Source organism: Mesorhizobium sp. L-8-10 (genome assembly GCF_016756635.1).
In the GTDB taxonomy this organism is placed as follows: domain Bacteria; phylum Pseudomonadota; class Alphaproteobacteria; order Rhizobiales; family Rhizobiaceae.
The window spans coordinates 5,764,231-5,787,339 of the sequence record NZ_AP023263.1; the positions used below are offsets into that span (position 1 = coordinate 5,764,231).

19 protein-coding genes are annotated in these 23,109 nt (G+C 61.5%); 13 read left to right on the top strand and 6 right to left on the bottom strand.

Translation table 11 applies throughout. The features are described from left to right. Nucleotides 1-81: 81 nt before the first annotated feature. On the bottom strand, nucleotides 82-606 hold the full coding sequence (locus JN280_RS26895; RefSeq protein WP_202306881.1) for an OmpA family protein: 525 nt from the start codon (nucleotides 604-606) through the stop codon (nucleotides 82-84). A 447-nt stretch (nucleotides 607-1,053) separates the two neighbouring features. Between JN280_RS26895 and tagH the strand changes: the two genes are divergently transcribed. Further along, nucleotides 1,054-2,181 carry a type VI secretion system-associated FHA domain protein TagH gene (tagH, locus tag JN280_RS26900; protein WP_202306882.1) on the top strand — a complete coding sequence of 376 codons (1,128 nt, stop codon included), beginning with the start codon at nucleotides 1,054-1,056 and terminating at the stop codon, nucleotides 2,179-2,181. Nucleotides 2,182-2,518: 337 nt separating this feature from the next. Here tagH and JN280_RS26905 read toward each other — a convergent pair whose 3' ends face one another. Next, nucleotides 2,519-3,559 carry a class I SAM-dependent methyltransferase gene (locus JN280_RS26905; RefSeq protein WP_202306883.1) on the bottom strand — a complete coding sequence of 347 codons (1,041 nt, stop codon included), beginning with the start codon at nucleotides 3,557-3,559 and terminating at the stop codon, nucleotides 2,519-2,521. Nucleotides 3,560-3,840: 281 nt separating this feature from the next. Here JN280_RS26905 and JN280_RS26910 point away from each other — a divergent pair, with 281 nt between their 5' ends. Then, the gene (locus JN280_RS26910) at nucleotides 3,841-5,844 is read left to right on the top strand and encodes a GGDEF and EAL domain-containing protein (protein ID WP_202315056.1); all 2,004 of its coding nucleotides are present in this window, start codon (nucleotides 3,841-3,843) and stop codon (nucleotides 5,842-5,844) included. A 629-nt stretch (nucleotides 5,845-6,473) separates the two neighbouring features. On the opposite strand, the gene JN280_RS26915 is transcribed toward JN280_RS26910, so the two are convergent. Together JN280_RS26915 and JN280_RS26920 are read right to left on the bottom strand one after the other, a co-directional pair. Next, nucleotides 6,474-8,135 (bottom strand): acyl-CoA dehydrogenase family protein, encoded by a 1,662-nt coding sequence (locus JN280_RS26915; RefSeq protein WP_202306885.1) that lies wholly within the window; start codon nucleotides 8,133-8,135, stop codon nucleotides 6,474-6,476. Nucleotides 8,136-8,153: 18 nt separating this feature from the next. Beyond that, nucleotides 8,154-9,377: a CoA transferase gene (locus JN280_RS26920; protein WP_202306886.1), complete on the bottom strand. Its 1,224-nt coding sequence runs from the start codon at nucleotides 9,375-9,377 to the stop codon at nucleotides 8,154-8,156. 326 nt (nucleotides 9,378-9,703) lie between these two features. On the opposite strand from JN280_RS26920, the gene JN280_RS26925 reads away from it, so the two are divergent. After that, the gene (locus JN280_RS26925; protein WP_202306887.1) at nucleotides 9,704-10,726 is read left to right on the top strand and encodes an aromatic ring-hydroxylating dioxygenase subunit alpha; all 1,023 of its coding nucleotides are present in this window, start codon (nucleotides 9,704-9,706) and stop codon (nucleotides 10,724-10,726) included. 144 nt (nucleotides 10,727-10,870) lie between these two features. Continuing rightward, complete coding sequence (locus tag JN280_RS26930) at nucleotides 10,871-11,776, top strand: LysR family transcriptional regulator (protein WP_202306888.1); 906 nt, start codon at nucleotides 10,871-10,873, stop codon at nucleotides 11,774-11,776. A 38-nt stretch (nucleotides 11,777-11,814) separates the two neighbouring features. Here JN280_RS26930 and JN280_RS26935 read toward each other — a convergent pair whose 3' ends face one another. Continuing rightward, entirely contained in the window at nucleotides 11,815-12,195 is a 381-nt protein-coding gene (locus JN280_RS26935) for a hypothetical protein (protein ID WP_202306889.1), read from the bottom strand. 27 nt (nucleotides 12,196-12,222) lie between these two features. On the opposite strand from JN280_RS26935, the gene JN280_RS26940 reads away from it, so the two are divergent. The 9 genes from JN280_RS26940 (at nucleotide 12,223) to JN280_RS26980 (ending at nucleotide 21,838) form a co-directional block, all read left to right on the top strand. Beyond that, nucleotides 12,223-12,852 carry a flavin reductase family protein gene (locus JN280_RS26940; RefSeq protein ID WP_202306890.1) on the top strand — a complete coding sequence of 210 codons (630 nt, stop codon included), beginning with the start codon at nucleotides 12,223-12,225 and terminating at the stop codon, nucleotides 12,850-12,852. Between the two features lie 21 nt (nucleotides 12,853-12,873). Next, complete coding sequence (locus JN280_RS26945; protein WP_202306891.1) at nucleotides 12,874-14,001, top strand: S-(hydroxymethyl)glutathione dehydrogenase/class III alcohol dehydrogenase; 1,128 nt, start codon at nucleotides 12,874-12,876, stop codon at nucleotides 13,999-14,001. 45 nt (nucleotides 14,002-14,046) lie between these two features. Beyond that, nucleotides 14,047-14,622, top strand: a complete 576-nt coding sequence (gfa, locus tag JN280_RS26950; RefSeq protein WP_202306892.1) for an S-(hydroxymethyl)glutathione synthase — start codon at nucleotides 14,047-14,049, stop codon at nucleotides 14,620-14,622. Between the two features lie 38 nt (nucleotides 14,623-14,660). Further along, entirely contained in the window at nucleotides 14,661-15,641 is a 981-nt protein-coding gene (locus JN280_RS26955) for an ABC transporter substrate-binding protein (protein WP_202306894.1), read from the top strand. Nucleotides 15,642-16,099: 458 nt separating this feature from the next. Then, complete coding sequence (locus JN280_RS26960) at nucleotides 16,100-17,026, top strand: ArsR/SmtB family transcription factor (RefSeq protein ID WP_202306896.1); 927 nt, start codon at nucleotides 16,100-16,102, stop codon at nucleotides 17,024-17,026. Between the two features lie 126 nt (nucleotides 17,027-17,152). Further along, complete coding sequence (arfA, locus tag JN280_RS26965; RefSeq protein WP_202306898.1) at nucleotides 17,153-18,658, top strand: arabinosylfuranosidase ArfA; 1,506 nt, start codon at nucleotides 17,153-17,155, stop codon at nucleotides 18,656-18,658. A 119-nt stretch (nucleotides 18,659-18,777) separates the two neighbouring features. Then, the gene (locus JN280_RS26970) at nucleotides 18,778-20,052 is read left to right on the top strand and encodes an extracellular solute-binding protein (protein WP_202306900.1); all 1,275 of its coding nucleotides are present in this window, start codon (nucleotides 18,778-18,780) and stop codon (nucleotides 20,050-20,052) included. Between the two features lie 62 nt (nucleotides 20,053-20,114). Continuing rightward, on the top strand, nucleotides 20,115-20,999 hold the full coding sequence (locus JN280_RS26975) for a carbohydrate ABC transporter permease (RefSeq protein WP_202306902.1): 885 nt from the start codon (nucleotides 20,115-20,117) through the stop codon (nucleotides 20,997-20,999). After that, nucleotides 20,996-21,838, top strand: coding sequence for a carbohydrate ABC transporter permease (locus JN280_RS26980; protein ID WP_202306904.1), 843 nt, complete (start codon nucleotides 20,996-20,998; stop codon nucleotides 21,836-21,838). The genes JN280_RS26975 and JN280_RS26980 overlap by 4 nt, the downstream gene beginning before the upstream one ends. A gap of 61 nt (nucleotides 21,839-21,899) precedes the next feature. Here JN280_RS26980 and JN280_RS26985 read toward each other — a convergent pair whose 3' ends face one another. Further along, nucleotides 21,900-22,973, bottom strand: a complete 1,074-nt coding sequence (locus tag JN280_RS26985; protein WP_202306905.1) for an ABC transporter ATP-binding protein — start codon at nucleotides 22,971-22,973, stop codon at nucleotides 21,900-21,902. Nucleotides 22,974-23,109: the final 136 nt, after the last annotated feature.

A 23,109-nucleotide genomic window follows, 5' to 3' on the forward strand; every position in this document is an offset into this window, starting at 1 on the left:
ATCGAGGTCGCGTGGATGCGTCGGTGTCCACGCCAACCGGATGCGTCAAAACCAGTGGCGCGCCAGCGAACCTCGTTCGCTCTATTGCAGATTGATGCGCATCTCGACCCGCCGATTGACCGCATCATAGGGATTGGCGACGCGCGGGTTCTCCTCGCCCTTGCCCACCGAACTGATGCGTGACGATTCGATGCCGTTCGACAGGAGGAACGTCGTCACGGAGCGCGCCCGCCGTTCGGAAAGCCCGAGATTGTAGCCGGCCGATCCGTACGCATCGGTATAGCCCTCGACGACGAAGCTGTGAGACTTCAAGCGATTGTCCTTGAGCGCCTTGGCGAACTCGTCGAGCTTCGCCCGCGCGTCGGGAGTAAGCTCGGCAGAGTCGAGATCGAAATTGACCAGCATGTCGAGCCCGGTCTTGACGGGCGCCTGCGTCTTGCTCTTGCACTCCTCTTCCGTGCCCACGCAGATGCCGCGAGCGGCACCGAGATCGACCGCGTTCGCAAAGAACTCGACGATATCTTCCGACGCTTGGACAGGCTCGGCCGATGCATTCGTGGACACTAGCGCTGCTGTTACCACTAGCGTCGAGGCAACCACACGCATGGCAGCATCTCCAGTTCAGCAAGCCGAGTTCGTACCAAACCCGGCTGCCAAAATTAAGACTCGGGCATTGCCCTGTCAACGAACGTCCTACTGCCGTCACTTGGCCCTGCCGCAGTCTCGAGCACAGCAGCCATCTTCACCGACCCGGCTGTGGGCAAGACGAAAGTTCGAGTTTGTTTGGCTCAATCGACGACGACGGAGCAAGATCGTCACATGCGCCGATCGGTGACCGGTTGCCCGGAAGATCTCGCGGCGCATCGGTTGGCGCGACGCAGACACAAAGGCCCGAGCGGTCGAAATGCCAGATGGCCTGAAATGCCGGATGGCCTTGCCCGCTGAACGGGATAGCCGCATGCTGGTACTCAGCGCGGATCGGTCTGGCCCGCAGCGCCTTCCCTGGCGGTGCAAGGAGGCTTCCAATGCGAGAGAAAGTCTGAAGAGACGCCGATGACGATCACTCTGACAATCGTCAACGCGGACATGCTGCCGAAAGGTGCGCCCGCATTCTATCGTGCGACGCGGCACGGCTTTCATATCGGGCGTGACCAGCAACTTGACTGGACACTACCCGATCCGTCCCGCCGTATCTCGGGGCGACATTGCGAAATCCGCTTCGAAAACGGCGGCTACTACCTTTATGACCGGTCCACGAACGGCGTGTTCCTCAACGGATCTTCCGAAAGGATGAGAAGTCCTTTCCGGCTTTCCGACGGCGACAGGCTGGCGATCGGAAGCTACATCGTGAGGGTTGCGGTCGAAGGGGACCCGGCGGGCCACACCTTGTCGGAGTTCGCCCCATCGGCACATGGGCGGGACCCCGCTCCGAAGGATGCGGAAGGACGCGGAACCGGGAGCCCGGATCGCCCCTTGCGAAGGGAGCCGGCTTTCGTCGTCCAGACTGACCAGGCCGAAGCGCGCGATGCTGCCGCCTCCGCCGCTTGCGAAGCGCGCGACATCCGGCGGGACGAGGCAGCGCGGTACGTGACGGGAGCCGGCTCCGGTCAGCCGACTGCCGAGGCATTCGTCGATGCGTTTTGCAGAGGGGCAGGGATCGCTCCCGAGATGTTGGCGGCTCGAGATCAGAATGTGCTTGCGGAGGAAATCGGCGAATTTGTCAAGCTGACCGTCGAGCATCTCGGCGAGTTGCTCAGGGCCCGTGCGACCGCCAAGGCGATGGTAAAGAGTTCGAACCGGACCATGATCGGAAGACAGGACAACAATCCGCTCAAATTTGTTCCAAGTCCTCCGGAAGTGATCGAAGCGATGTTTGCAGGCAGGCGATCAGGCTATCTTGACGCCAGGGCCAGCCTCGAAGAGGCCTTCGGGGATCTCAAGCAACACGAAACCGCGACGTACACGGCAATGCAAAAGGCGCTGGCAAGGCTGCTCGACCCGCTGGCCCCGGAAGTCATCGAGACAAAGGCGCAGGGCTCCGCCTTCACCTCCTCGAAAGCTCGTGCCTGGGACTTGTTCGTGCAGCGTTGGGGGGAACGCAATGCTGGCGAAAACGGCATGCTCGACGCCTTCCTTGCCTATTTCTCGGAAGCCTATGACGAGGCGACGGGCAAGAAATAGTGACAACTCTCCGGGTCAGGCGGCGCGCAGAAGGGCGGTTTGGGCTCGAATATTGAAGGCACGTTTGGTTCTGGCCGTCGGAACCGTGCGCTCGGTCGGTTGCGACGTTCGCCATCGATCTGCCGCCGCCCTGACCTGCGGGAACTGATGCCGAGATCAGCGAGATGTTGGTTGAGGTTCCTGATCGTCCGAGAGACGCATGAGTGGACAGGCCGGCCGATCGGTTCAGGTTCGGCGGCCTCCAGCATGTCGCGTGAAAAAGGTTTCACGCGACATGCTGGAAATCATTGATATGGCGCGTGTCTTTGTCCCGAAACCGGCTTTCGGGAGACACGCGCTAATCCCGCTTGGCAATCGTTGCGTAAACGATGTTTCGGTTCTCGCCGAAGAAGACGTCAGCATCCACGGAGTTTCGGTCGACGCTGCCATTGACGATTTTCCACATATCCGCTTCCGAACGCAGCAGCAGGGTCCAGTCCATGAAAGTTTCCATGTAGCCATCATCGGTCAGTTCCGGCGAAAAATTCGCAAAGAACAACACGCCGTTGGGCTTCAGCATACGCATGCATCGTCTGCTCAGCCGGATCGCGACCGCGTCGGTCAGATAGTCATAGAGACCGGCGGCATAGATGAAATCGAACCGGCCCAGCTTCTGGGCGTCGGTGAGCAGACCGCGAACGGAGCCATCGATCGCCTCGACGGCAGTGCCCGCGAAGTCGCGAGTGACAGAACCGACGCTTAGCGGATCCTGGTCGAGCGCGACCCAGCGCGTGATCCGGCCATTCCTCAGGGCGGCTGACTTCTCGGCTTCGCGCAAGTGCCCGGCCGCAATCGCCAGCACCTCTGTTCCCGGCCCTTTTGCGTCCGCGATCTCATCCACCTTCTGCGCCAGGATATCGCGCCGCTCCCTCACGGCCACGCAAGAGGGATAGTATTTGCTGAAGGCATAGAGCTCGCGACCGATCGGCGTTGCGCTGGTCGCGCTGCCCAGGATACTCTCATGCTGGTAGATGAAATCGAGGAGCTGGGCATCGCCCGAATACCCCCTGTTCTTCTCGAAAGACCAGCGCGTGAAGGGATCCTCGTGGAAGAACGCTGCAACGGGGTGGTTTTGCGCGATCGGTATCAGTTCGCGCCAGACTGCCGGATCGAGCTTGCGGCGCGTCTTGTGCAACGCCTCGACCGTCCAGCGCATCGTTTGCACCGGGTCCGTGCCACCCTCAAACCACTGCTGCGCCGTATGGAGGATCAGGCCAAGTTCCGCAGTTGCGGTAGCGAATTGATCTCGCCTGGAAGCGCCGTATCGGGATACGACGTCGGCTGCCATGGCCGTCGGAGTGATGAGACTTTCGCCGTCCAGTACTGGTCGGTTGTTCATACTGACAGCCCCCGCCACCTAGAGCTGCAACCGCATGCGCCACCCTTCGCAGTTGCAACATTTGTCTCGTATTTGATTAGTATTTTTGGGAGGGTCTTTACAAAACGCTAACGCAGAGAAAACTTAGTCGCCGTTTTAACGGAAATTTCCATCCGCAGTGCCATGATCGTCTTCACGCCGGGCTTGCTCATATGCCATTGGCGTAGAAGGACAGCGGGCGCGTCATGCGACAGGCAAGCCGTTTGGCACTGGAGATCTCGCCGCACCCCGACGCAAGGCGTATGCCCCAGGCAACGGCAGGCGCTACCGACAGCGATCTGCCCGAGCGGAAGGAACGCCCATCGCCGGGGCATCTGCAGGCGCTCTATCGGAGCGACCGCGAACAAGCGCGGCGCATGTCGGTCCGTCACGGCCTCTGGGTTGCCGTGCTTGTCTATCTCATCTTCTCGGTGACGGACATTCTGCTGATTCCAGACGTTGCGACGCTGACGATCGCAGTGCGCTTCAGCGTAGGTGTCGCAACCCTGCTCATGGTGGAATGGCAATTCCGCAACCATTCGCCTGCGTCGCACATGGAATTCACCTGTGCCGTCGCTCTGGTCCTTGCCTATGTCGGCTGGCTGTTCTCGTCCATCACGACGCAGTACACGGAGACGATCTCCTACTACCTGGTCTTTGGCGCCATCTTCATGATGAGCGCAAATCTCTTCTTCAGCTTCCGTTTCAGCTTTTCCCTGCTGGTTTCAGGACTGATGCTCGTGGCGTCGCTCTTCGTCATCCTGAGCCATTTTCCACTAAAGAACGTGTATCACCTTTCGTTCGGCGTCTTCTACGTCTCCTGCTTCGTCTTTACCTCCTACGTGAACTGGAGGCTCAATCGAGAACGCTACAACGTATTTCTCAACGAGCTGGAAGCCAAGTTCCAGCATGCCGAGGCGACAGAACGCGGCAAGGAGTTGCTGCGGCTGTCGCGTACCGATCCGCTGACCGGCCTGGAGAACCGTCGTGCAATCGACGACAGGCTGCATGACCTGTGGGATGCCTGGCAGCGACAGGGCGAGACTTTCGTCGCGATGCTTATCGACGTCGATTTCTTCAAGCGGTTCAACGATTGCTACGGTCACCAGGAAGGCGACCTGTGCCTGGTACTGGTCGCCGAAGCGCTACGGAAGACGATCGGCGAGAGTGTTACGATCGGCCGATATGGCGGCGAGGAGTTCATCGTAATTGCCCCGGTGAAGAATTCTGAACAGGCAATGGATCTGGCCGAGGAATTGCGTCGGGCCGTGGAGAAACTGGCCCTCAGGCATCAGCAGCGTCGGGACGGCGTCCACATCGTGACAGTCAGCATCGGGGCAACGATCGCAAGACGGCATACAGGCAGCAAGCTCGAAAAGATCATCAACGAAGCCGATCGCGCGCTCTATCTCGCCAAGGCGAGCGGGCGCAACTGCGTCAAGCTCTTCGATCCGAACGACCCGCAAAGCAGCGACGAAAGCGAGAACATCGCCGCGCTTCTGAAGATCGCCATCGAGACAGGGCTGGTATCGCTTGTCTACCAGCCGATCAAGGATGTCGGCAAGAACCAGGTCGAGGCGCTCGAAGCACTCATGCGGCTGCGCATGCTGGACGGCACATCGGTCCCGCCCAGCCTGTTCATTCCGGTCGCCGAACGCACCGGCGCCATAATTGAATTGGGCCGCTGGGCGATACGGACCGCCTGCCGCGAGGTGATCGCCAATGACCTCGCCCGCATTGTCACCATCAACGTCTCTCCCGTGCAACTGAAGATGCCGGGCTTCGCGGCATCGGTTGCCCAGCTACTCTGCGAAGCCGGCGTCTCCGGCAACCGCCTGGCCTTCGAGATCACCGAAGGTCTGGAGATGGAGATGCATTCGGATGTGCTGCGCTGCATCGAAGACCTCAAGACGCTCGGCATCGAGATTTGGCTTGACGATTTCGGAACCGGCTTTGCGGGCCTGTCCTGGCTGCGTCTGATCGAGTTCGACACGGTCAAGGTAGATCGCTCGTTTCTGCACGATTGCGTTTCGGTCCGCGGAAACGATATGTTCCAGGATATCGTTCGACTGGTCCGCAATCGTGGCCCCAAGATACTGGTCGAAGGCGTCGAGAGCGCCGAACAGCTCGACCTCTTGCATCGATTGAGGATCGACATGGCCCAAGGCTTCTACCTGGGGCGCCCGACGCGCGGCGATCACATCCATAACGAGGTGCCTCCGCAGGGCCGCTCGCCGGCGAGGTGTCTGCCGGCCCGCACGGCATAGATGTCGGCCACAATGCCCTACAGCGTGCCGCGTGAAAGAGGATTCCACAGTACACGACAGAATGGTCGCGGGCGGCAACATAGCCGCTTCGTCATCCACGGGCGAGCGCGCGCAGCGAAGCGCAGGGCGCGATGACCCGTGGATCCATGCCGTGACCGACCCGAAGGCCAGAGACGGTCGAGGAAGAGGATGGCTCGCCTGTCCACCTGCCGAGGGCCGTTCTGCACCGAAGCAGTCGTCCGCGATTTCGCGGCATGGATTCTCGGGTCACCTCGCCCACGCTTCGCGTAGGCTCGGGCCCGAGAATGACGAAGATAGGGCGGCGCTGTTTCGGGGACGCCAAACCGCTGCGCACTTTTGCTGGAATTGATCCAGGCCTCGGGCAGCCGAGGGCGCCATGATGTAGTTAGCCCGAAGACTCTCGACCTTCGATGTATTCAGCATCCCATGCCGTCCCGACTACTGTCGTGTACCGTGAGAGGTTTCACGCGACGCACTGTAGGTTCTTGATTTGGCGCATGTCTTTTCCCCCAAACCGCTGCACACTTTCGGGAGACATGCTTTAGCCGGGTTTTGCTCGAGAACCGTGATCTGTTGTCTGCCGAGCGCTTTGTCCGCAAGAGGCGAGTTCATCGGCGGCCGGAGAGGAGGCCCCTGCCGACGACATGCGCCTGGATCTCGGCCGCGCCCTCGAAGATGCTGAGGATACGCGCATCGCAGAGCACCCGGCTGATCTCGAACTCCATCGAATAGCCGTTGCCTCCATGGATCTGGAGCGCGGCGTCGGCGCTCGTCCAGGCGACGCGGGCAGCGAGCAGCTTTGCCATGCCCGCCTCGATGTCGCAGCGACGGCCCTTGTCCTTCTCGCGCGCCGCGAAATAGGTGAGCTCGCGCGCCAGCACGGTCTCGACGACCATCAGCGCGAGCTTGTCCGAAATCCGAGGGAAATCGATGATGGACCGACCGAACTGCCGGCGCTCCATCGCATAACGCAGGCCAAGTTCGTAGGCGTTGCGCGCCACGCCCACGGCGCGCGCGGCTGTCTGGATGCGCGCGCCTTCGAATGTTCGCATCAACTGCTTAAAGCCCTGCCCTTCCTGTCCACCCAGCAGACCGTCGGCGGGGACGTGGAAGCCGTCGAAGGAGAGTTCGTACTCCTTCATCCCGCGATAGCCGAGCACCTTGATCTCGCCCCCGCTCATTCCTTTTGCCGGAAAAGGATCGCCCGACAAGCCGCGCGGTTTCGGGGCAAGCAGCATGCTCAACCCCTCATGGCTTTTCGTGTCCGGATCGGTCCGGACCAGCATCGTCATCAGATCGCTGCGCGAGGCATGGGTGATCCAGGTCTTGTTGCCGTGGATGCTCCACCCTTCCGTCGACCGGATCGCGCGCGTGCGCAGGCTGCCGAGGTCGGAGCCCGTGTCCGGTTCGGTGAACACCGCCGTCGGCAGGACCTCGCCAGAGGCGATCTTCGGCAGCCATGTCGCCTTCTGCTCCGGCGTGCCGCCGGTGAGGATGAGTTCGCCGGCGATTTCCGAGCGCGTGCCGAGCGACCCGGCGGCGATCCAGCCCCGTGACAATTCCTCCGTCACCACGCACATGGCGAGCTTGCCGAGGCCGAGGCCGCCGAATTCGGTATCGATGCACACGCCGAAGGTGCCGAGTTGGGCCATCTCGGCGACGATCATGTCGGGGATCAATTCGTCGGCGAGATGCCATTTGTGGGCATCGGGCGCGACCCGCTCATCGGCGAAGCGCCGATAGGTGCCGCGGATCATGTCGAGACCGTCGTCGCCAAGGGCATCGGAGATAGGCGCGCCACCTTCGATGAGTTCCATCAGCCGCAAGCGATTGGCCGCTGAATTGCCGCCGGCGGCAAGCGCGGCCACCTCGGGCGTGCCGCCGAGCATCCGCACCGCTTCGCCGAGGCCGAGATCGATCGGTCGCAGGATCTCGTTCGGCCCGATCGGGATGCCGCCGACAAGCTGGTTCAGATACTCCCCGAAGGCGATCTCCAGCACCAGCCGCTCGGCTTCGCCGAGAGCGCCGGACTGTCCCAGGTTCCGTCCCCAGCGTTCGGTCTGCGCCAGCGCTTCCACCACGGTGGCGATCCAGGCAAGGCCGTGCACGGCGCGCTGCTCCCTGTCCAGGGCCGATGCGTCGGGACAGCCGTCTTTCGCGACACGCTGCGCAACATGATGCTTCGCCGTCGCCGCATATGCGCGGGCCGCCGCGAGGGCCGCGTGGGCATGCGCGAGCACGGCGTCGGATATGCCTGTCGTCCGGTCCATTGCTGATCCGTCCTGCATCTACGAGTGCGGCCCTGCGACGATGCCGTCATCGTGAAGGCGCGCTATTTCGGCGGTCGAGAGCCCCAGCACCTCGGCGAGCACTTCGTCGGTATGCTCGCCCAGACGCGGCGCGCGCGGCGCCGGCGCACGACCGAGACCGGCGAAGGTAGCAGCCGCGCCTGGAGTCGGATAGGCGAAGCCCGCCGGGTGCCTCTGCTCGGCAAAAACAGGATTGTCGCGGATGAAACCCGGCTCTTCGGAGATGGTCTCGGAAAGCTTGCGATAGACGCTCCAGCAAACGCCCGCCTTCTCCAGGACGCCGGCCGCATCGGCCAGGGAAAGCCGCGCGATGGCCGCCTGCATCAACTCGAAAAGCCGGGCGCGATGGTGGTAACGCTGACCCTCATGGGCGAAGGCGACGCCGAGTTCGGCTTCGATCGCCGAAACCTGCGCGCCGATCTCCAGTGCCTCGACCACGGACGACCATTGCTTGCCGGTGATGGCCACGATCATCACGCGCCTGCCGTCCGCCGTGACGAAGTCGCGCCCGAGCGCGCCGAACAGATCGTTGCCAAGGCGCGGCCTGTCGGCGCCCACGACCACCTCCGCGATCTGGCCGGTATGTCCGAGGGAGGTCGCGGCGACATCGCTCAGCGGCACCCGCACCTCCGCCCCCTGCCCCGTCAGGCGGCGCTGCCGCTCGGCGGCCATGAGCGAGAAGGCCGCATAGGAGCCGGTGATCAGATCCCAGGCCGGCAGGACGTGGTTGACCGGCTGGTCCTGCGGCAGTCCCGTCGGGCCGGTCATGGCCGGCAAACCTGTCACCGCATTGACCGTATAATCGACGCCGTTGCGGCCGTCAGCCCAGCCCATCACCCGCACCGTGATCATGTCGGAGCGCCGCGCCGCGAGCCGCTCATGAGAAAGAAATCCTTCGACCGGATAGTTGGTGACGAACAGGCCCGCATCGTCGCCTGGCGCGGTCGCGATACAAACGGCGAGATCGCGTCCCCGCTCGCTCGAAAGATCGATCGCTATCGACTTCTTGCCCTTGTTCAGCCCTTCCCAGTAAAGGCTGGCGCCCGTCGCGGTGACGGGCCAGCGACTGTAGTCCGGCCCACCGCCGATCATGTCGAAGCGGATGACGTCGGCCCCCAGTTGGAGAAGATGCTGGCAGCATATCGGACCGGCGATGAAGGACGCGCCCTCCACGACGCGCATGCCTTTCAGGACGTCATACATCGGTGCACTCTGTCTCCCTTTTGGCGCCACCTCGGTTTCAGTCGCCGACCGGTCTGTCCTGGCCCGGCGAACAGAAGTGCCGATCGTGATCCCGTCGATCGGGATAGCCGTCATGAGGCCGTAAGCAGATAATCGAGCGTCTCCAGCGCCAGCAAATCCCACAGCCGCTCAGCAGGCGCGGCCTCTTCGATGCATCATGGTCCGGGCGACGATCAACTAGCGGCTTTGTCGATAGTGCGCATCCAGAATCGCGATTTCTGGAATGTGCTTGCGAATGCCAGACTTCGTCCGGGACCTATTCAGCAACTTGAGCCAGAGAGGAGTCCATGGCTTTCATAAAGAACACCTGGTACGCGGCCGCATGGTCTAGCGAGATTAGCCGCGACATGCTCGCCCGAACCATCGCCAACGAGAAGATCGTCTTCTTCCGCAAGGAGTCGGGTGGGGTCGCAGCGATCGAGGACCGTTGCCCTCATCGGTTCGTGCCTCTCCACCTCGGAAAGCTCAAGGGCGACATTGTCGAGTGCGCCTATCACGGGCTTTGCTTCGATCCCTCCGGCGCTTGCACGCTGAATCCGCATGGCGACGGGAAGATTCCTCGGGCCGCGCGCGTGAAGAGCTACAAGGTCGTCGAAAAATACAATGTCGCATGGCTCTGGCTGGGTGACGCCGAGCGTGCCGACGAGAGCCTCATCGCCGATTTCAGCGTTCTCACCGATCCGAAGTTCTGCACGGTGAACAGCTATCTTCATGTCAACGCGAACTATCAGCTCATTTCGGACAACCTGCTCGATCTGAGCCATGGTCAGTATATCCATCCGATGTTCACGAATGCAGAAGGGCCACCCCGTTTCGAACCCGAGAAAAACCCTTCCGAGCATGAAGTCTGGGCACGATTCTCCCGGCCCAATCAGTATCCCAACAAATACTTCCAGATGCTCGGCTATCCAAAGGACCAGCGTGGCGATCATCGGAACTTCATGCGCTGGTCGTCGCCGTCCCTGCTGCTCCTCGATGTGGGCATGACCGGCGTTGGACGTCCGGTCGAAGAGGGACTGTCGATCCCGACCTCGCATTTGCTTACGCCTGAAACAGAGCTCACCACGCATTATTTCTGGGCGATGTCGCGCGACTTCCGCCAGGACGATGCGGCGCTGAGCTCCGAACTCCTCAGAGTCGGCGTCGCCGTCTTCGACGACGAGGACAAGCCCGTTATCGAGGCACAACAGCGCATGATCGACACCAGCGAGTTGATGTCGCTCAATCCCGTCCTGCTGCAGACGGACGGGCCGGCTGTCCGGGCACGGCGGGTCGTTGAGGCCAGACTGCAGGCTGAACGCCATAGCTGATCGGATCGGGCCAAGAACAAGGCGTCGCAGGCTGAGCCTGCGGCGCCTTCCTGTCGTCGTTTGTGGCTTGCATCCAGGGGATGGGCTAACGTGTCTGCAAACTCAGCCGTTCTGGAGCGGGCCGTGCGATTCCGGCATCTGGACATGAACCTGCTGGTCGCCCTGGACGCAATCCTGACGCACCAGAACATCACGCGGGCCTCCGAACGGCTTTGCCTCAGTCAGTCCGCAACCAGTGGAATCCTGTCGCGTCTTCGTGAGCACTTCGAAGACGAGTTGGTGGTCAGGACCGGTCGGCGCATGACGCTGACTCCCTTGGCGGAAGAACTGGTCGTTCCGCTTCGCGCGATCTTGTCCGACACGGAAAGGCTCCTGTCTATGCGAAGCGCCTTCGACCCGGCGACGTCGGACCGCCAATTCACCATCGCCTGCTCCGACTATGTCTGGGCAACCCTCATCCTGGACATCATTTCGGCCCTCCGAAAGAACGCTCCATCCGTGAACATCTACTACCGCGGGCCCAGCACCCGTTTTTACAAGACAGATATCGACATGCTGATCGTGCCGGATCGATTCATGCTGGAAGGCTGCCATTTCGAACCCCTGCCCCCGAGCCCCTATGTGTGTATCGTCTGGGACGGCAACGAACAGATCGGCGCGTCCATCTCGCTTGAGGATTTTCTGGAGGCTCGTCACGCACAAGCGTTCAGCGAGCGAACGACATTCATCGAATCGTGGTTCCTCAAGCAATTCGGACGAGCCCCCCGGGCCGGCATCACCGCGCCAAGCTTCACGCTCCTGCCGGACGCACTGGTGGGAACGGAATTCCTCGCTCTGGTCCCCAAAGACCTTGCGGCGCGGGCAGGAGCGTATCTGCCGATCAGAACCGTCGCCGTCCCCTTTGAGCTGCCGGTCATGACGGACGTATTGCAATGGCGTCCCTCGCATGACCGTGATCCCGGGCTGCAGTGGCTGCGGGAGCAGATCGTGAGCGTTGCGAGCCAACGCTTTCAGTCCAAGAGCTCATCTATCGGCGCTGTGGATATCTGACCTCCAGAATCCCAATTTCCGGATGTCGGAAGCCCGACCTACACTTTCCAATCGATAGAGCCCGGTTCCGGCCGGGATTTCATTGATGAAGTGGAAACGTGCTTCCGATGAGTTTCGAAAAGAACCGTCAAATCCATGCCCTGATACGCCGCATCGAAATCGTCGCCGAAGATATTGTTTGCGTGGAGCTTTCTCCCGCGAATGGCGGCCGTTTCCCGCCATTCTCCGCAGGCTCGCATGTCGACGTCTTTATCGATGAGAAGACGATCCGACAGTACTCCATTTCCAACGACCCCAGCGACTGTTCCTACTATCGCCTTGCAATCCAGAAGGAACCCCAATCCCGCGGCGGCTCGAAGGCCATCCATGAATCCTTCCGGGCCGGCGATCTCATCCGGATCGGCGAACCCAGGAACCATTTCTGCCTGGCGGAAGACGACGTAAAGGTGGTGCTGGTCGCCGGTGGCATTGGCGTTACGCCCATCCTGTCCATGGCGTATCGCCTGACCGCCAAAGGCACTGACTTTGCATTCCACCTCTGTGTGCGGTCCAGGGAACGGGCGGCGTTCGTGGACGAGATCTCGACCAGTCCCTTTGCCGCGAGATTTGAGCTTCATCTCGACGACGGTGGCCCACAGCAGCGTTTCAACCCGGACAACGCCTTTGCAGATCTTACGCAGACATCGGCAGTCTATGTCTGCGGGCCGCGAGGTTTCATGGAATTCGTGGCGGGCGCGGCGCGACGGTCGGGCATCCGGCCGGAGAGGATCCACACGGAGAGCTTTGTGTCGGCGGCAGTCGACGGCGAAGAGGAGTTCGAAGTGGTAACCGCCCGAACCGGCAAGGTCCTGCTTGTAAGGCACAACAAATCGATAGCCGAAACTCTGGAGGAAGCCGGCATCTGTCCGATCCTGTCGTGCGAACAGGGCATATGTGGCACCTGCCTGACCAAAGTCATCAGCGGCGAGGTCGACCACAGGGATACGTTCCAGACCAATGCAGAGAAAATCGGAAACAGCATGATCGCGATCTGTTGCTCGCGCGCAAGGTCAAAACAGCTTGTGCTTGATATCTGAAAAATGCCGGAGACAGACGATATGAAGACCCGCGCCGCCGTTGCCGTCGCTGCCGGAAAGCCGCTCGAAATCATGGAGGTCGACCTTGACGGGCCGCGCGAGGGCGAGGTGCTGGTCGAGGTCAAGGCGACCGGCATCTGCCACACCGACGAGTTCACCTTGTCCGGCGCCGACCCCGAGGGCATCTTCCCGGCCATTCTCGGCCATGAGGGCGCCGGCATCGTCGTCGATGTCGGCAGAGGAGTGACCAGCCTGAAGAAGGGCGACCATGTCATTCCGCTCTACACGCCCGAATGCCGGCAATGTCCGTCCTGCCTGTCGCGCAAGACCAATCTGTGCACCGCCATCCGCACCACCCAGGGCCAGGGCCTGATGCCCGACGGCACCAGCCGCTTCTCGATCGGCAAGGACAAGGTGTTCCATTACATGGGCTGCTCCACCTTCTCCAACTTCACCGTGCTGCCGGAGATCGCGCTGGCCAAGGTCAATCCCGCCGCGCCGTTCGACAAGATCTGCTACATCGGCTGCGGCGTCACCACCGGCATCGGCGCCGTCATCAACACCGCCAGGGTCGAGGAAGGCGCCACCGCGATCGTCTTCGGCCTGGGCGGCATCGGCCTCAACGTCATCCAGGGGCTGCGGCTGGCCGGCGCCGACATGATCATCGGCGTCGACCTCAACGACGACAAGAAGGCCTGGGGCGAGCGCTTCGGCATGACGCATTTCGTCAATCCGACGGAGGTCGAGGGCGACATCGTGCCCTATCTCGTCAACCTGACCAAGCGCGGCGCCGACCAGATCGGCGGCGCCGACTACACCTTCGACTGCACCGGCAACGTCAAGGTGATGCGCCAGGCCCTTGAAGCGTCGCATCGCGGCTGGGGCCAGTCGATCATCATCGGCGTCGCCGGCGCCGGCCAGGAGATCGCGACGCGGCCGTTCCAGCTGGTCACCGGCCGGGTGTGGAAGGGCACCGCCTTCGGCGGCGCGCGCGGCCGCACCGACGTGCCGAGGATCGTCGACTGGTACATGGACGGCAAGATCGAGATCGACCCGATGATCACCCATACCCTGACGCTCGACGAGATCAACACCGGCTTCGACCTCATGCATGAGGGCAAATCGATCAGAAGCGTCGTGGTGTACTGACCCAGCCCGGAACCAATAGCGAGCAGCCACAGGAGGAGAAGGCTCATGGCGGACAAGGTATCGATACATCCGGCAATCGATGACGGGGTGAGGCCCGGCAGCGCCGATTTCACCGGCGGCACCCTGGTTTGCGCCTGCGCGGATCGCCCGGTGAAGGTGGCGATCAAGGGGCAGATCGCGCACAACCACGCCTGCGGCTGCACCAAATGCTGGAAGCCGGCCGGCGCAAAGTTCTCGATCGTCGCGGTCGCCGCTCATGAGAATGTGACGGTGTTGGAGAATGGCGACAAGCTGGCCGTGGTCGACGCGTCGGCGCTGATCCAGCGCCGCGCCTGCAAGGCTTGCGGCGTGCATATGTACGGTCCGGTCGAGCGCGACCATGCTTTCAAGGGGCTGGACTTCATCCATCCGGAGCGCTTCCAGGAAGCCGGCTGGGCAGAGCCCGGCTTTGCGGCCTTCGTGTCATCGATCATCGAAGCGGGTGTCGGCCCGGACGAGATGGACGGCGTGCGGGCGAGGCTCAGGGAACTCGGGCTGGAGCCCTATGACTGCCTGTCGCCGGCGCTAATGGACTACGTCGCCACCTGGGTGGCCCGAGAATCCGGCGTGCTGAGGGCCTAGAAATCGCCTCGATAAGCTTGGAAATGGGAGAAAGATCAATGCGAATAGCCAAGACAATAGCCATCGCTTTGCTTGCCGCAAGCGCAGCGTTGATGTCGGCCCCGAGTTGGGCAACCGACACGGTCAAGGTGCGCTTCAGCTGGAAACTCAAGGGCGAATACAGCTTCTTCTACCTGGGCAAGGATGAAGGCATCTACGCGAAACACGATATCGACGTCCAGTTGGGAGAGGGCGCGGGGGCGCAAGCCGCACTCGGTTCACTTGTTCAAGGCAACGAGGATGTCGTGATCGTCCCCGCCATCTTTGCCATTTCCGCTATCCAGAAAGGCATGCCGGTCAAGATCGCGGCCCTTTATCAACCGAGCACGCCATTCGCCTTCATTTCCCAGCCCGACAAGCCGGTGACAACCCCCAAGGACATGGAGGGCCGCTCGCTTGCGGTTTCCATCGGCGACACCGCAACGAGTTATCTGAACGTATTCTGCAAGATAAACGGCATCGACTGCGACAAGATCAAGCAGGTTCAGATCGACCCTCAATCGAAGATACCTCAGTTCATGCAAGGTCGGATCGACCTGATCACCGTATACACGAATGTGGATCTTCCGCTGATAGAGGAACGAAGCGGAACCAAATTCGCCGTACTGGATCTGCCCAAATATGGCTTGTCCGTACCCGGGCTGGCGGCGGTGGTCAGCAACAAAGGCCTTTCCGACAATGCCGACATCCTGAAGCGGTTCTTTGCCGCCACGAATGAGTCGATCGATTTCGCGCGCAAGGATCCGACCGCCGCCACGAAGGCGCTCATGAACGCCTGGGGCGCGGCTCCTTCGGAAGCACTGGTCAGAACGACGATTGTAAAGACGTCGGCCAGCCTGAGTTCACCTGCTGGAAAGCCGCATGGCTGGACGGACGAAAAGACCATTTCCGATGCGCAGGAGCTGATCCTGTCGACGGAAGAAGGGGCGCTACGGAAGCCTTCGTCCGACTTCTACACGAACTCGCTCCTCGAGCCATGACCACGGGCGTCGGCGCAAGTGAAAACCGCGCCGAACCCGAGTTCCCGATCCCCGACGCGCCGGGGATCGGGATGCCCCGCGAGCGGTCGCGCGCCATTAAGCCCGCTCATTCCATGTACGTTCATCCGCACGCGGCACGACAAGCCCGGCTTTCTGTCGACGGGCAGTTGCGTTTTTCCAGCCGATCAAGGTTATGTCGGACGTGGTGCTACGGCCGGTTCCAGAGCTGAACGCCGGCGCTACAGCTCGACCTTTTGTGGCCGCGCGCGGCGCCGTCTCCTTCGGTGCGGCACTTGGTCGACGCGATGGTCCACGCGAAGGCGGAGGAAACCAACACCCCTTGATCGCGCAGTTGCATCGAGGCGGGCGCGGCCGTCGCAGATCACGACGAGTACTTGCGCCTTTATTTATATCTGACCTGCTGATACAAAAGCCTCGGCAGAAGGCAGCAGAGGCATATGTCAAACCAAATCATTGTGGTCGACCCGATTGAGCGGATTGATCTTCTCAAGAGCCTCGCGAGCGAAGTGCGTGTCCGCATCCTCGATCTGCTCAACCGAAAGGGTCCGCGAAACGTCAATCAGGTGGCTGAGGATTTGGGCCTCCCGCAATCTACGATCTCCGCGAACATCCAGGTGCTCGTGGATGCCGGCCTCATCCAGACAAAGTCCCAGCGGGCCAGGAAGGGCAGCCAGAAGGTTTGCTATTCCACGTTTTCTGAGTTGCTCATCGCCTTCAAGGACCGAAGCCCCGCCCAAGGCCGCGACGTGATCGAGGTGGCAATGCCCCTTGGACTGTACACGCGCTGCGAGATCTCGGCGCCCTGTGGCCTTTGCTCGAAGGATGGTGTGATAGGCCTTCTCGACGTGCCGGATACCTTCCTGGATCCCGACCGGATGCGCGCCGGCTTATTGTGGTTCACGCGCGGCTTCGTCGAATATCAGTTTCCAAACAATGCAACGGTTGCCAAGGCAGCAATCGGCGCGCTGGAATTGTCCCTCGAACTTTCGTCGGAAGTGCCCGGCACGTCGAAGAACTGGCCTTCCGACATCACCATCGCCATCAACGGGCGCGAAATCGACACATGGACCTCCCCTGCGGATTATGGCGACAAGCGAGGCGTCTATACGCCCGATTGGTGGAAGCTTGCAGGATCGCAGTATGGCAACCTCAAGCAGTGGCGCGTGACGCCGGCGGGAACCTACCGCGACGGCGAGAAAGTGTCCGACTGCTCGCTGCAAGACCTTCAACTGGAGGAGCACCGGTCAATCCGGATGCGCATCGGCGTCAAGGAGGATGCGCGCCATCCAGGCGGCCTGAACATATTCGGCAGCGGCTTCGGCAACCACAGCAAGGACATCGTGCTGCGCCTCGTCAAAGCCTGAGGCAGCCAGTCTGAAATGGCCGTTTACAACATACTCTCTTGACGGAGGCTGATCCTGCGCGCCTAATGATTCCGTAATTCCGATACAAACCGGAAAGTCGGATGATATCCCGACCTGGGAGGAGACATGAAGGCAAGGGTCACAGCAAGCGCGGCCTACACGGTCGCGGACATCGACAGGCGTCTCTACGGGTCTTTTCTGGAGCACTTGGGGCGCGCGGTCTACACCGGCATATACGAACCGGGTCATCCCCTCGCCGACGACCAGGGCATGCGCCAGGACGTGATCGACCTCGTCCGCTCCCTGGACACACCGATCTGCCGCTATCCGGGTGGGAACTTCGTGTCGGCCTACAATTGGGAGGACGGCATCGGCCCCAAGGAAGGAAGGCCGAAGCGCCTCGACCTTGCCTGGCACACAACCGAGAGCAACCAGGTGGGCATACATGAATTCGCCGACTGGGCGGAGAAGGCCGGCACCGAGATGATGCTTGCCGTTAATCTCGGTTCGCGCGGGCTCGACGCCGCGCGGGCCTTCGTCGAGTATGTCAATCATCCGGGTGGCAGCTACTGGTCCGACCTTCGGGCAAAGAACGGCCGCCGCGATCCCTGGAACTGCCGGCTCTGGTGCCTGGGCAACGAGATGGACGGTCCATGGCAGATCGGCCACAAGTCAGCGGCCGAGTACGGCCACTTGGCCAACGAGACGGCGAAGGCGCTGCGTGGCTTCGATCCGACCCTTGAACTGGTCGTCTGCGGATCGTCGCATTCCAACATGCCATCCTATCCGCAATGGGAGGCTACCGTACTCGAGGCGACGTACGACCAGATCGACTACATCTCGCTCCACATGTATTTCGAGAACTACGAGAAGAACACAGCGGAGTTTCTTGCACTGCCGGAGAAGCTTGACCGCTACATCGGGACCGTCTCCGGCATCATCGACTATGTGAAGGCCAAGTCCCGGTCGAAACGAGACGTCAAGATCTCGTTCGACGAGTGGAACGTCTGGTACCACGAACGCAAGCAGGACGCGGAGCGGATGAAGACCTGGGGTTGGCCCGAGGCACCTCGGCTGCTCGAGGATATTTACAACTTCGAAGACGTTCTTCAGGTCGGGTGCATCATCAATACGTTCATCCGCCGGTCGGACGTCGTGCGGATCGCATGCATCGCCCAACTGGTGAACGTGATCGCGCCAATCATGACCGAACCGGGCGGCGTGGCGTGGCGGCAGACGATCTACTGGCCGTTCATGCTGGCGTCGAAGAACGGCCGCGGCACGGCGCTGCAACTTGCCGTGGAAGTGCCGACCTACAGCGCTGCCGCAGCCGACCGGGTGCCGTGGCTCGACATTGCGGGGGTCCACGACGCCAATGCCGGCACGCTGACCTTCTTCGCCGTAAACCGGCACGGATCCGAAGCGATGGAGGCCGACCTTTCGCTTGAGGGGTTTGCTGCGAAGTCAGTCGAGCACACGATCATCCGTCACGACGATTTGGAAGCCCGGAACACCAGGGACGCGCCTGAGACGGTCGTCCCCGCAAGAGGCAATGGGGCCGTGCTTGGCGGCAAAGGCCTGACCCTGACACTGCCGCCATACTCCTACTCCATGGTGCGGGTGGCACTCTGATCAGAGTGTATCTGAATTTCCGATACATACCAATCAATCCGTTGCACCAATCGCACTTTGATGTAGGATAGCGGCCAGGTTCAAGCGGGCTCAGAACCGTGCAACTGGGAGGAAGGAAGATGAATTTTCACAGGTTGGCGACGACCGCCTTGGTTGCGGCCGGCAGTCTCTGGGTCGGCGCTGTCCAAGCCGAAGAGACCGTCCTGTGGTGGGATTTCCTGGGCGGCGGCGACGGCGTCCGCATGAAGCAGATGATCACGGATTTCAACGCCGCACATGCAGGCAACGTCAAGATCGACGCGACGACGCTGGAATGGGGCACGCCTTTCTATGCGAAGGTGCAAACCTCGGCGGCCGTAGGCGAGGCGCCCGACGTGATGACCTATCACGCCAGTCGTATCCCGCTTGCGGTGAGTCAGGGCATCCTGGACAAGATCACCGCCGACGACCTCTCCAAGATGGGCGTGTCGTCGTCGGACTTCGCTTCGGCCACATGGGATGCGGTGACGGTCGACGGCAAGCAATATGCCGTGCCGCTCGATACGCATCCAATCGTCCTCTACTACAACCGTGATCTCCTGAAGAAAGCCGGTGTGCTGGGCGACGACGGCAGGCCGAAAGGCATGGGTAGCAGGGACGAGTTCACGGCAACCTTGCAAGCGCTCAAGGATGCCGGGGTCGAGTTCCCACTTGGCAGCGTGACCGCGGACGGCAACTTCATGTTCCGCACTGTCTATTCGCTGATGTGCCAGCAGGGCGGCGAACTGATGACGAACGGCAAGTTCCTGACGGGCGACAATGGCGACAAGCTGAAGAACGCGCTTGCAGTGCTTCAGGATTGGACGAAGGCCGGGCTGCAGTCGACTTACACGGATTATCCCGCCACGGTCGCACTGTTCACATCCGGCAAGGCAGCGATGATGATCAACGGCGTTTGGGAGGTCCCAACAATGACCGACCTCGCCAAGCAGGGCAAACTGTTCGACTGGGGCGCGGTTGAGATCCCCGTGGTGTTCGACAAACCCTGCACCTATGCCGACAGCCACACTTTCGCGATCCCGAAAAACCAAGGCAAGGAAATGAGCGCCGAGAAGCGGGCTGCGGTGCTCGAGGTGATCTCGTGGATAGACAAGCACTCGCTGTTCTGGGCCACCGCCGGGCACATCCCGGCATACAAGCCGGTCACGGATTCGGCCGAATACAAGGCCATGGAGCCGAACGCGACCTATTCGACGCTGACCAGCAACCTGATCTTTGACCCCAAGTCGCCGCTTGCCGGCATCGCGGGGCCGATCTTTGATGTGATGTCCAACCACTTCGTGCCTACCTTGAACGGAGAGATGGACCCGGCTGACGCCGTTACGTCGATCACGGAAGAGTTGAACAACATGTAGCCCCCTTTCGGCGACTCGGAGCCACCCATGATCCGGTGGCTCCGCTCCTTCGAGTAGAGTCCATGCTCCACAACAAGCGGAAGGACGTACTGGTCGCGCTGGCTTTGATCGCTCCCTTCGTCGCGATCTACGCGCTCGCCTTCGTCTATCCGACCCTCCAGATGTTCCGTATCTCCTTCACCGACGCACCGCTGATCGGCGAGGGCAAATTGGTCTGGTTCGACAACTACTTGCGGCTGACCAACGACCCGATGTTCCGAAGGGCGGCATGGAACACCGCCTACTTCGTGCTGATGACCGTCGCGCCCGGGACCATCATCGCCCTGATGATCGCGCTCGGGGTATCGCGACTGAAGGGGCGGTTCCAGGCAATGATTCTGGCGTTGTTCTTTTTGCCCTACATCCTGCCCGTGTCGGTGGTCTACCTGATCTGGGACTGGACGCTCAACTTCCAGTTCGGCATTGCCATGCACATGCTCGATTGGCTCGGTATCCAGCGGGTACCGGTCTTCAAATCGCGCATCTGGTTCATGCCAGCGGTGGCCTGGGTGACGATCTGGTGGACGGCCGGCTTTTCCATCCTGCTGTTCCTGGCCGGACTGCGTGCCATTCCGGCCGATATCTATGAAGCGGCAGCACTCGACAATGCGACGCGCTGGACGACGTTCCGACGGATCACCTGGCCGCTGCTATGGCCCGTCACTTCGCTGGTTTTCACCATCCAGCTCATCCTCCAGCTGAAGATCTTCGACCAAGTCTACCTGTTCTCGGTCGGTGGGCGCCCGAACGACAACATGGTGTTCGTCTACTACGTCTTCCAGCGCGCTTTCCAGCAGAACCAGGGCGGCCGCGCAGCGGCTGTCGCGGTGACGCTGTTCGTCCTCGTTGTCGTGGTCTCGGTGCTGCAGTTCCAGCTCCTGCGCCTCGCGGACGGACGCCGCGCATGACAGGAGCTGTCGCGCAACGCTGGAGTTTTTGGGGCGGACTGCTCACCGCGCTGACCGCGATCTCTGCCGTCGTCTGGGCATTCCCGCTTTACTGGGGCGTGGTCTCGTCGTTGAAGCCGGAAGACGAGGTTGTGCGGCCCTTCATCGAACTCTGGCCGGAGACACTCACCTTCCAGCATTACATCTTCGCGCTGACTTCCACGCAGATCGGGCTCTGGTATCTCAACTCCGTGGTGGTCGCGGTCGGTGTAACGGCGATCTGCGTGTTCACATCGATGCTGTGTGGCTACGCGATCTCGCAGCTGCGATTCCCAGGGCGGACCGCGCTGTGGTTGCTGATCCTGGGATCCTTCATGGTTCCGATCCAGGCATTGATCATCAATCACTTCAAGCTGGTGGCTGATCTGGGACTTCTGAACACCTGGGCTGGAACAATGCTGCCGCAGCTCATCCATCCTGTAATCGTCATCGTCTACAAGCAGTTCTTCGACCAGGTGCCGCGAGACTTCCGCGAAGCTGCGGTGATGGACAATGCTTCGGAGTTCGCGATCCTGTTCAGGGTCTATGTGCCCATGAACTGGGGCGTGACGACCGCACTGTCGATCGTTTGCTTCATCTGGACCTGGAACGCTTTCCTGTGGCCGTTTCTCGCCATCACGCGGACCGAGATGATGACGGTGACCGTAGGCATCACGCAGGTCAACGACGCCTTCGGTATCTACTACGCCCGCCAGTTGTCGGCGGCGGTCCTGGCCGGTCTTCCAGTAGCGCTGGCATACCTGCTCTTTCAGCGGCGCGTGACGGAAGCGATTACCCTGTCGGCCGGGATCAAGGGCTGATCGAGGTCTCAGCTTCGAGGTCGGGCCGGTCGACGAACCCGCCTGGGCCGCCGATCCGCCGTTATTGCGCGTGCCAAGCCCATCCGTCGTTGCCGAAGAGATGGAGCGCCGAGGGATCGAATTGCAGACGGACGGTGTCGCCCGGGCGAAGCGCCGAGACACCGCGGTCCTGTGCGATGACCTGGATGCCGTCCTGCAACCGTACATAGACGAGTGTTCGTTCGCCGAGCCGCTCCACCACAACGACTGTGCCCGATGTCTGCCCAACTTCGGTCACCACCGTCAGTGCCTCCGGACGAACGCCGAGGTCGAACGCCCCGGTTTCTGCCGGAGCCCTCGACAACGGGACCAACGCTCCGTCGCCGAGCCGTACCTGCACGCGGTCGCCGGAGCCCGACAGCGTCACCGGCAGGAAGTTCATCGCCGGCGAACCGACGAAGCCCGCGACGAAGCGCGAAGCCGGCCTTTGATAGACCTCCATCGGGGTGCCGATCTGCTCGATCCGGCAGTTGTTCAGGATGACAATGCGGTCGGCGAGCGTCATCGCCTCGATTTGGTCATGCGTCACGTAGATCATCGTCGACCTTAGGCGTTGATGGAGTTCGGCAAGCTCGACGCGCGTTCTCGCCCGCAGCGCGGCATCGAGGTTGGACAGCGGCTCATCAAACAGGAACGCCTTCGGCTCCTTTACGATCGCGCGCCCGATCGCGACGCGCTGGCGCTGCCCGCCCGACAGTTGTGACGGCCGCCGCTGGAGCAATGCTTCCATTTCCAGCATTCTCGACGCATGCGCGATCCGCCGCTTGATCACGTCGGCAGGGACGCCGATGTTTTTCAGCCCAAAGGCCATGTTTTCAGCAACCGTCATATGGGGATAGAGCGCGTAGTTCTGAAAGACCATCGCCACATTCCGCTTGCCGGGCGGCAGTGTCTCCGAGCGGACGCCGTCGATCGTCAGGGAGCCGCCGTCGATCGTTTCCAGTCCCGCTATCATGCGCAGAAGCGTCGTTTTGCCGGAGCCGGAAGGCCCCAGGAACACGACCAGCTCGCCGGAGGCTATTTGCAGGCTTACATCGCGGATGACGTCCACCGAGCCAAAGCGCTTCCAGGCACGTTCGAGCGAAATCTCGGCCATGTTCATCCTCCTCCGCTGTGTTCCATATTTTCGGATAGACATCCGATGTCAAGGATGTTTACGCAGCCGGTGCGGAGCGTTTCCAACCGATGTCGATCTCCATCTTCGGTCCAGCCCCCCGGCAGCCTGCTTGACG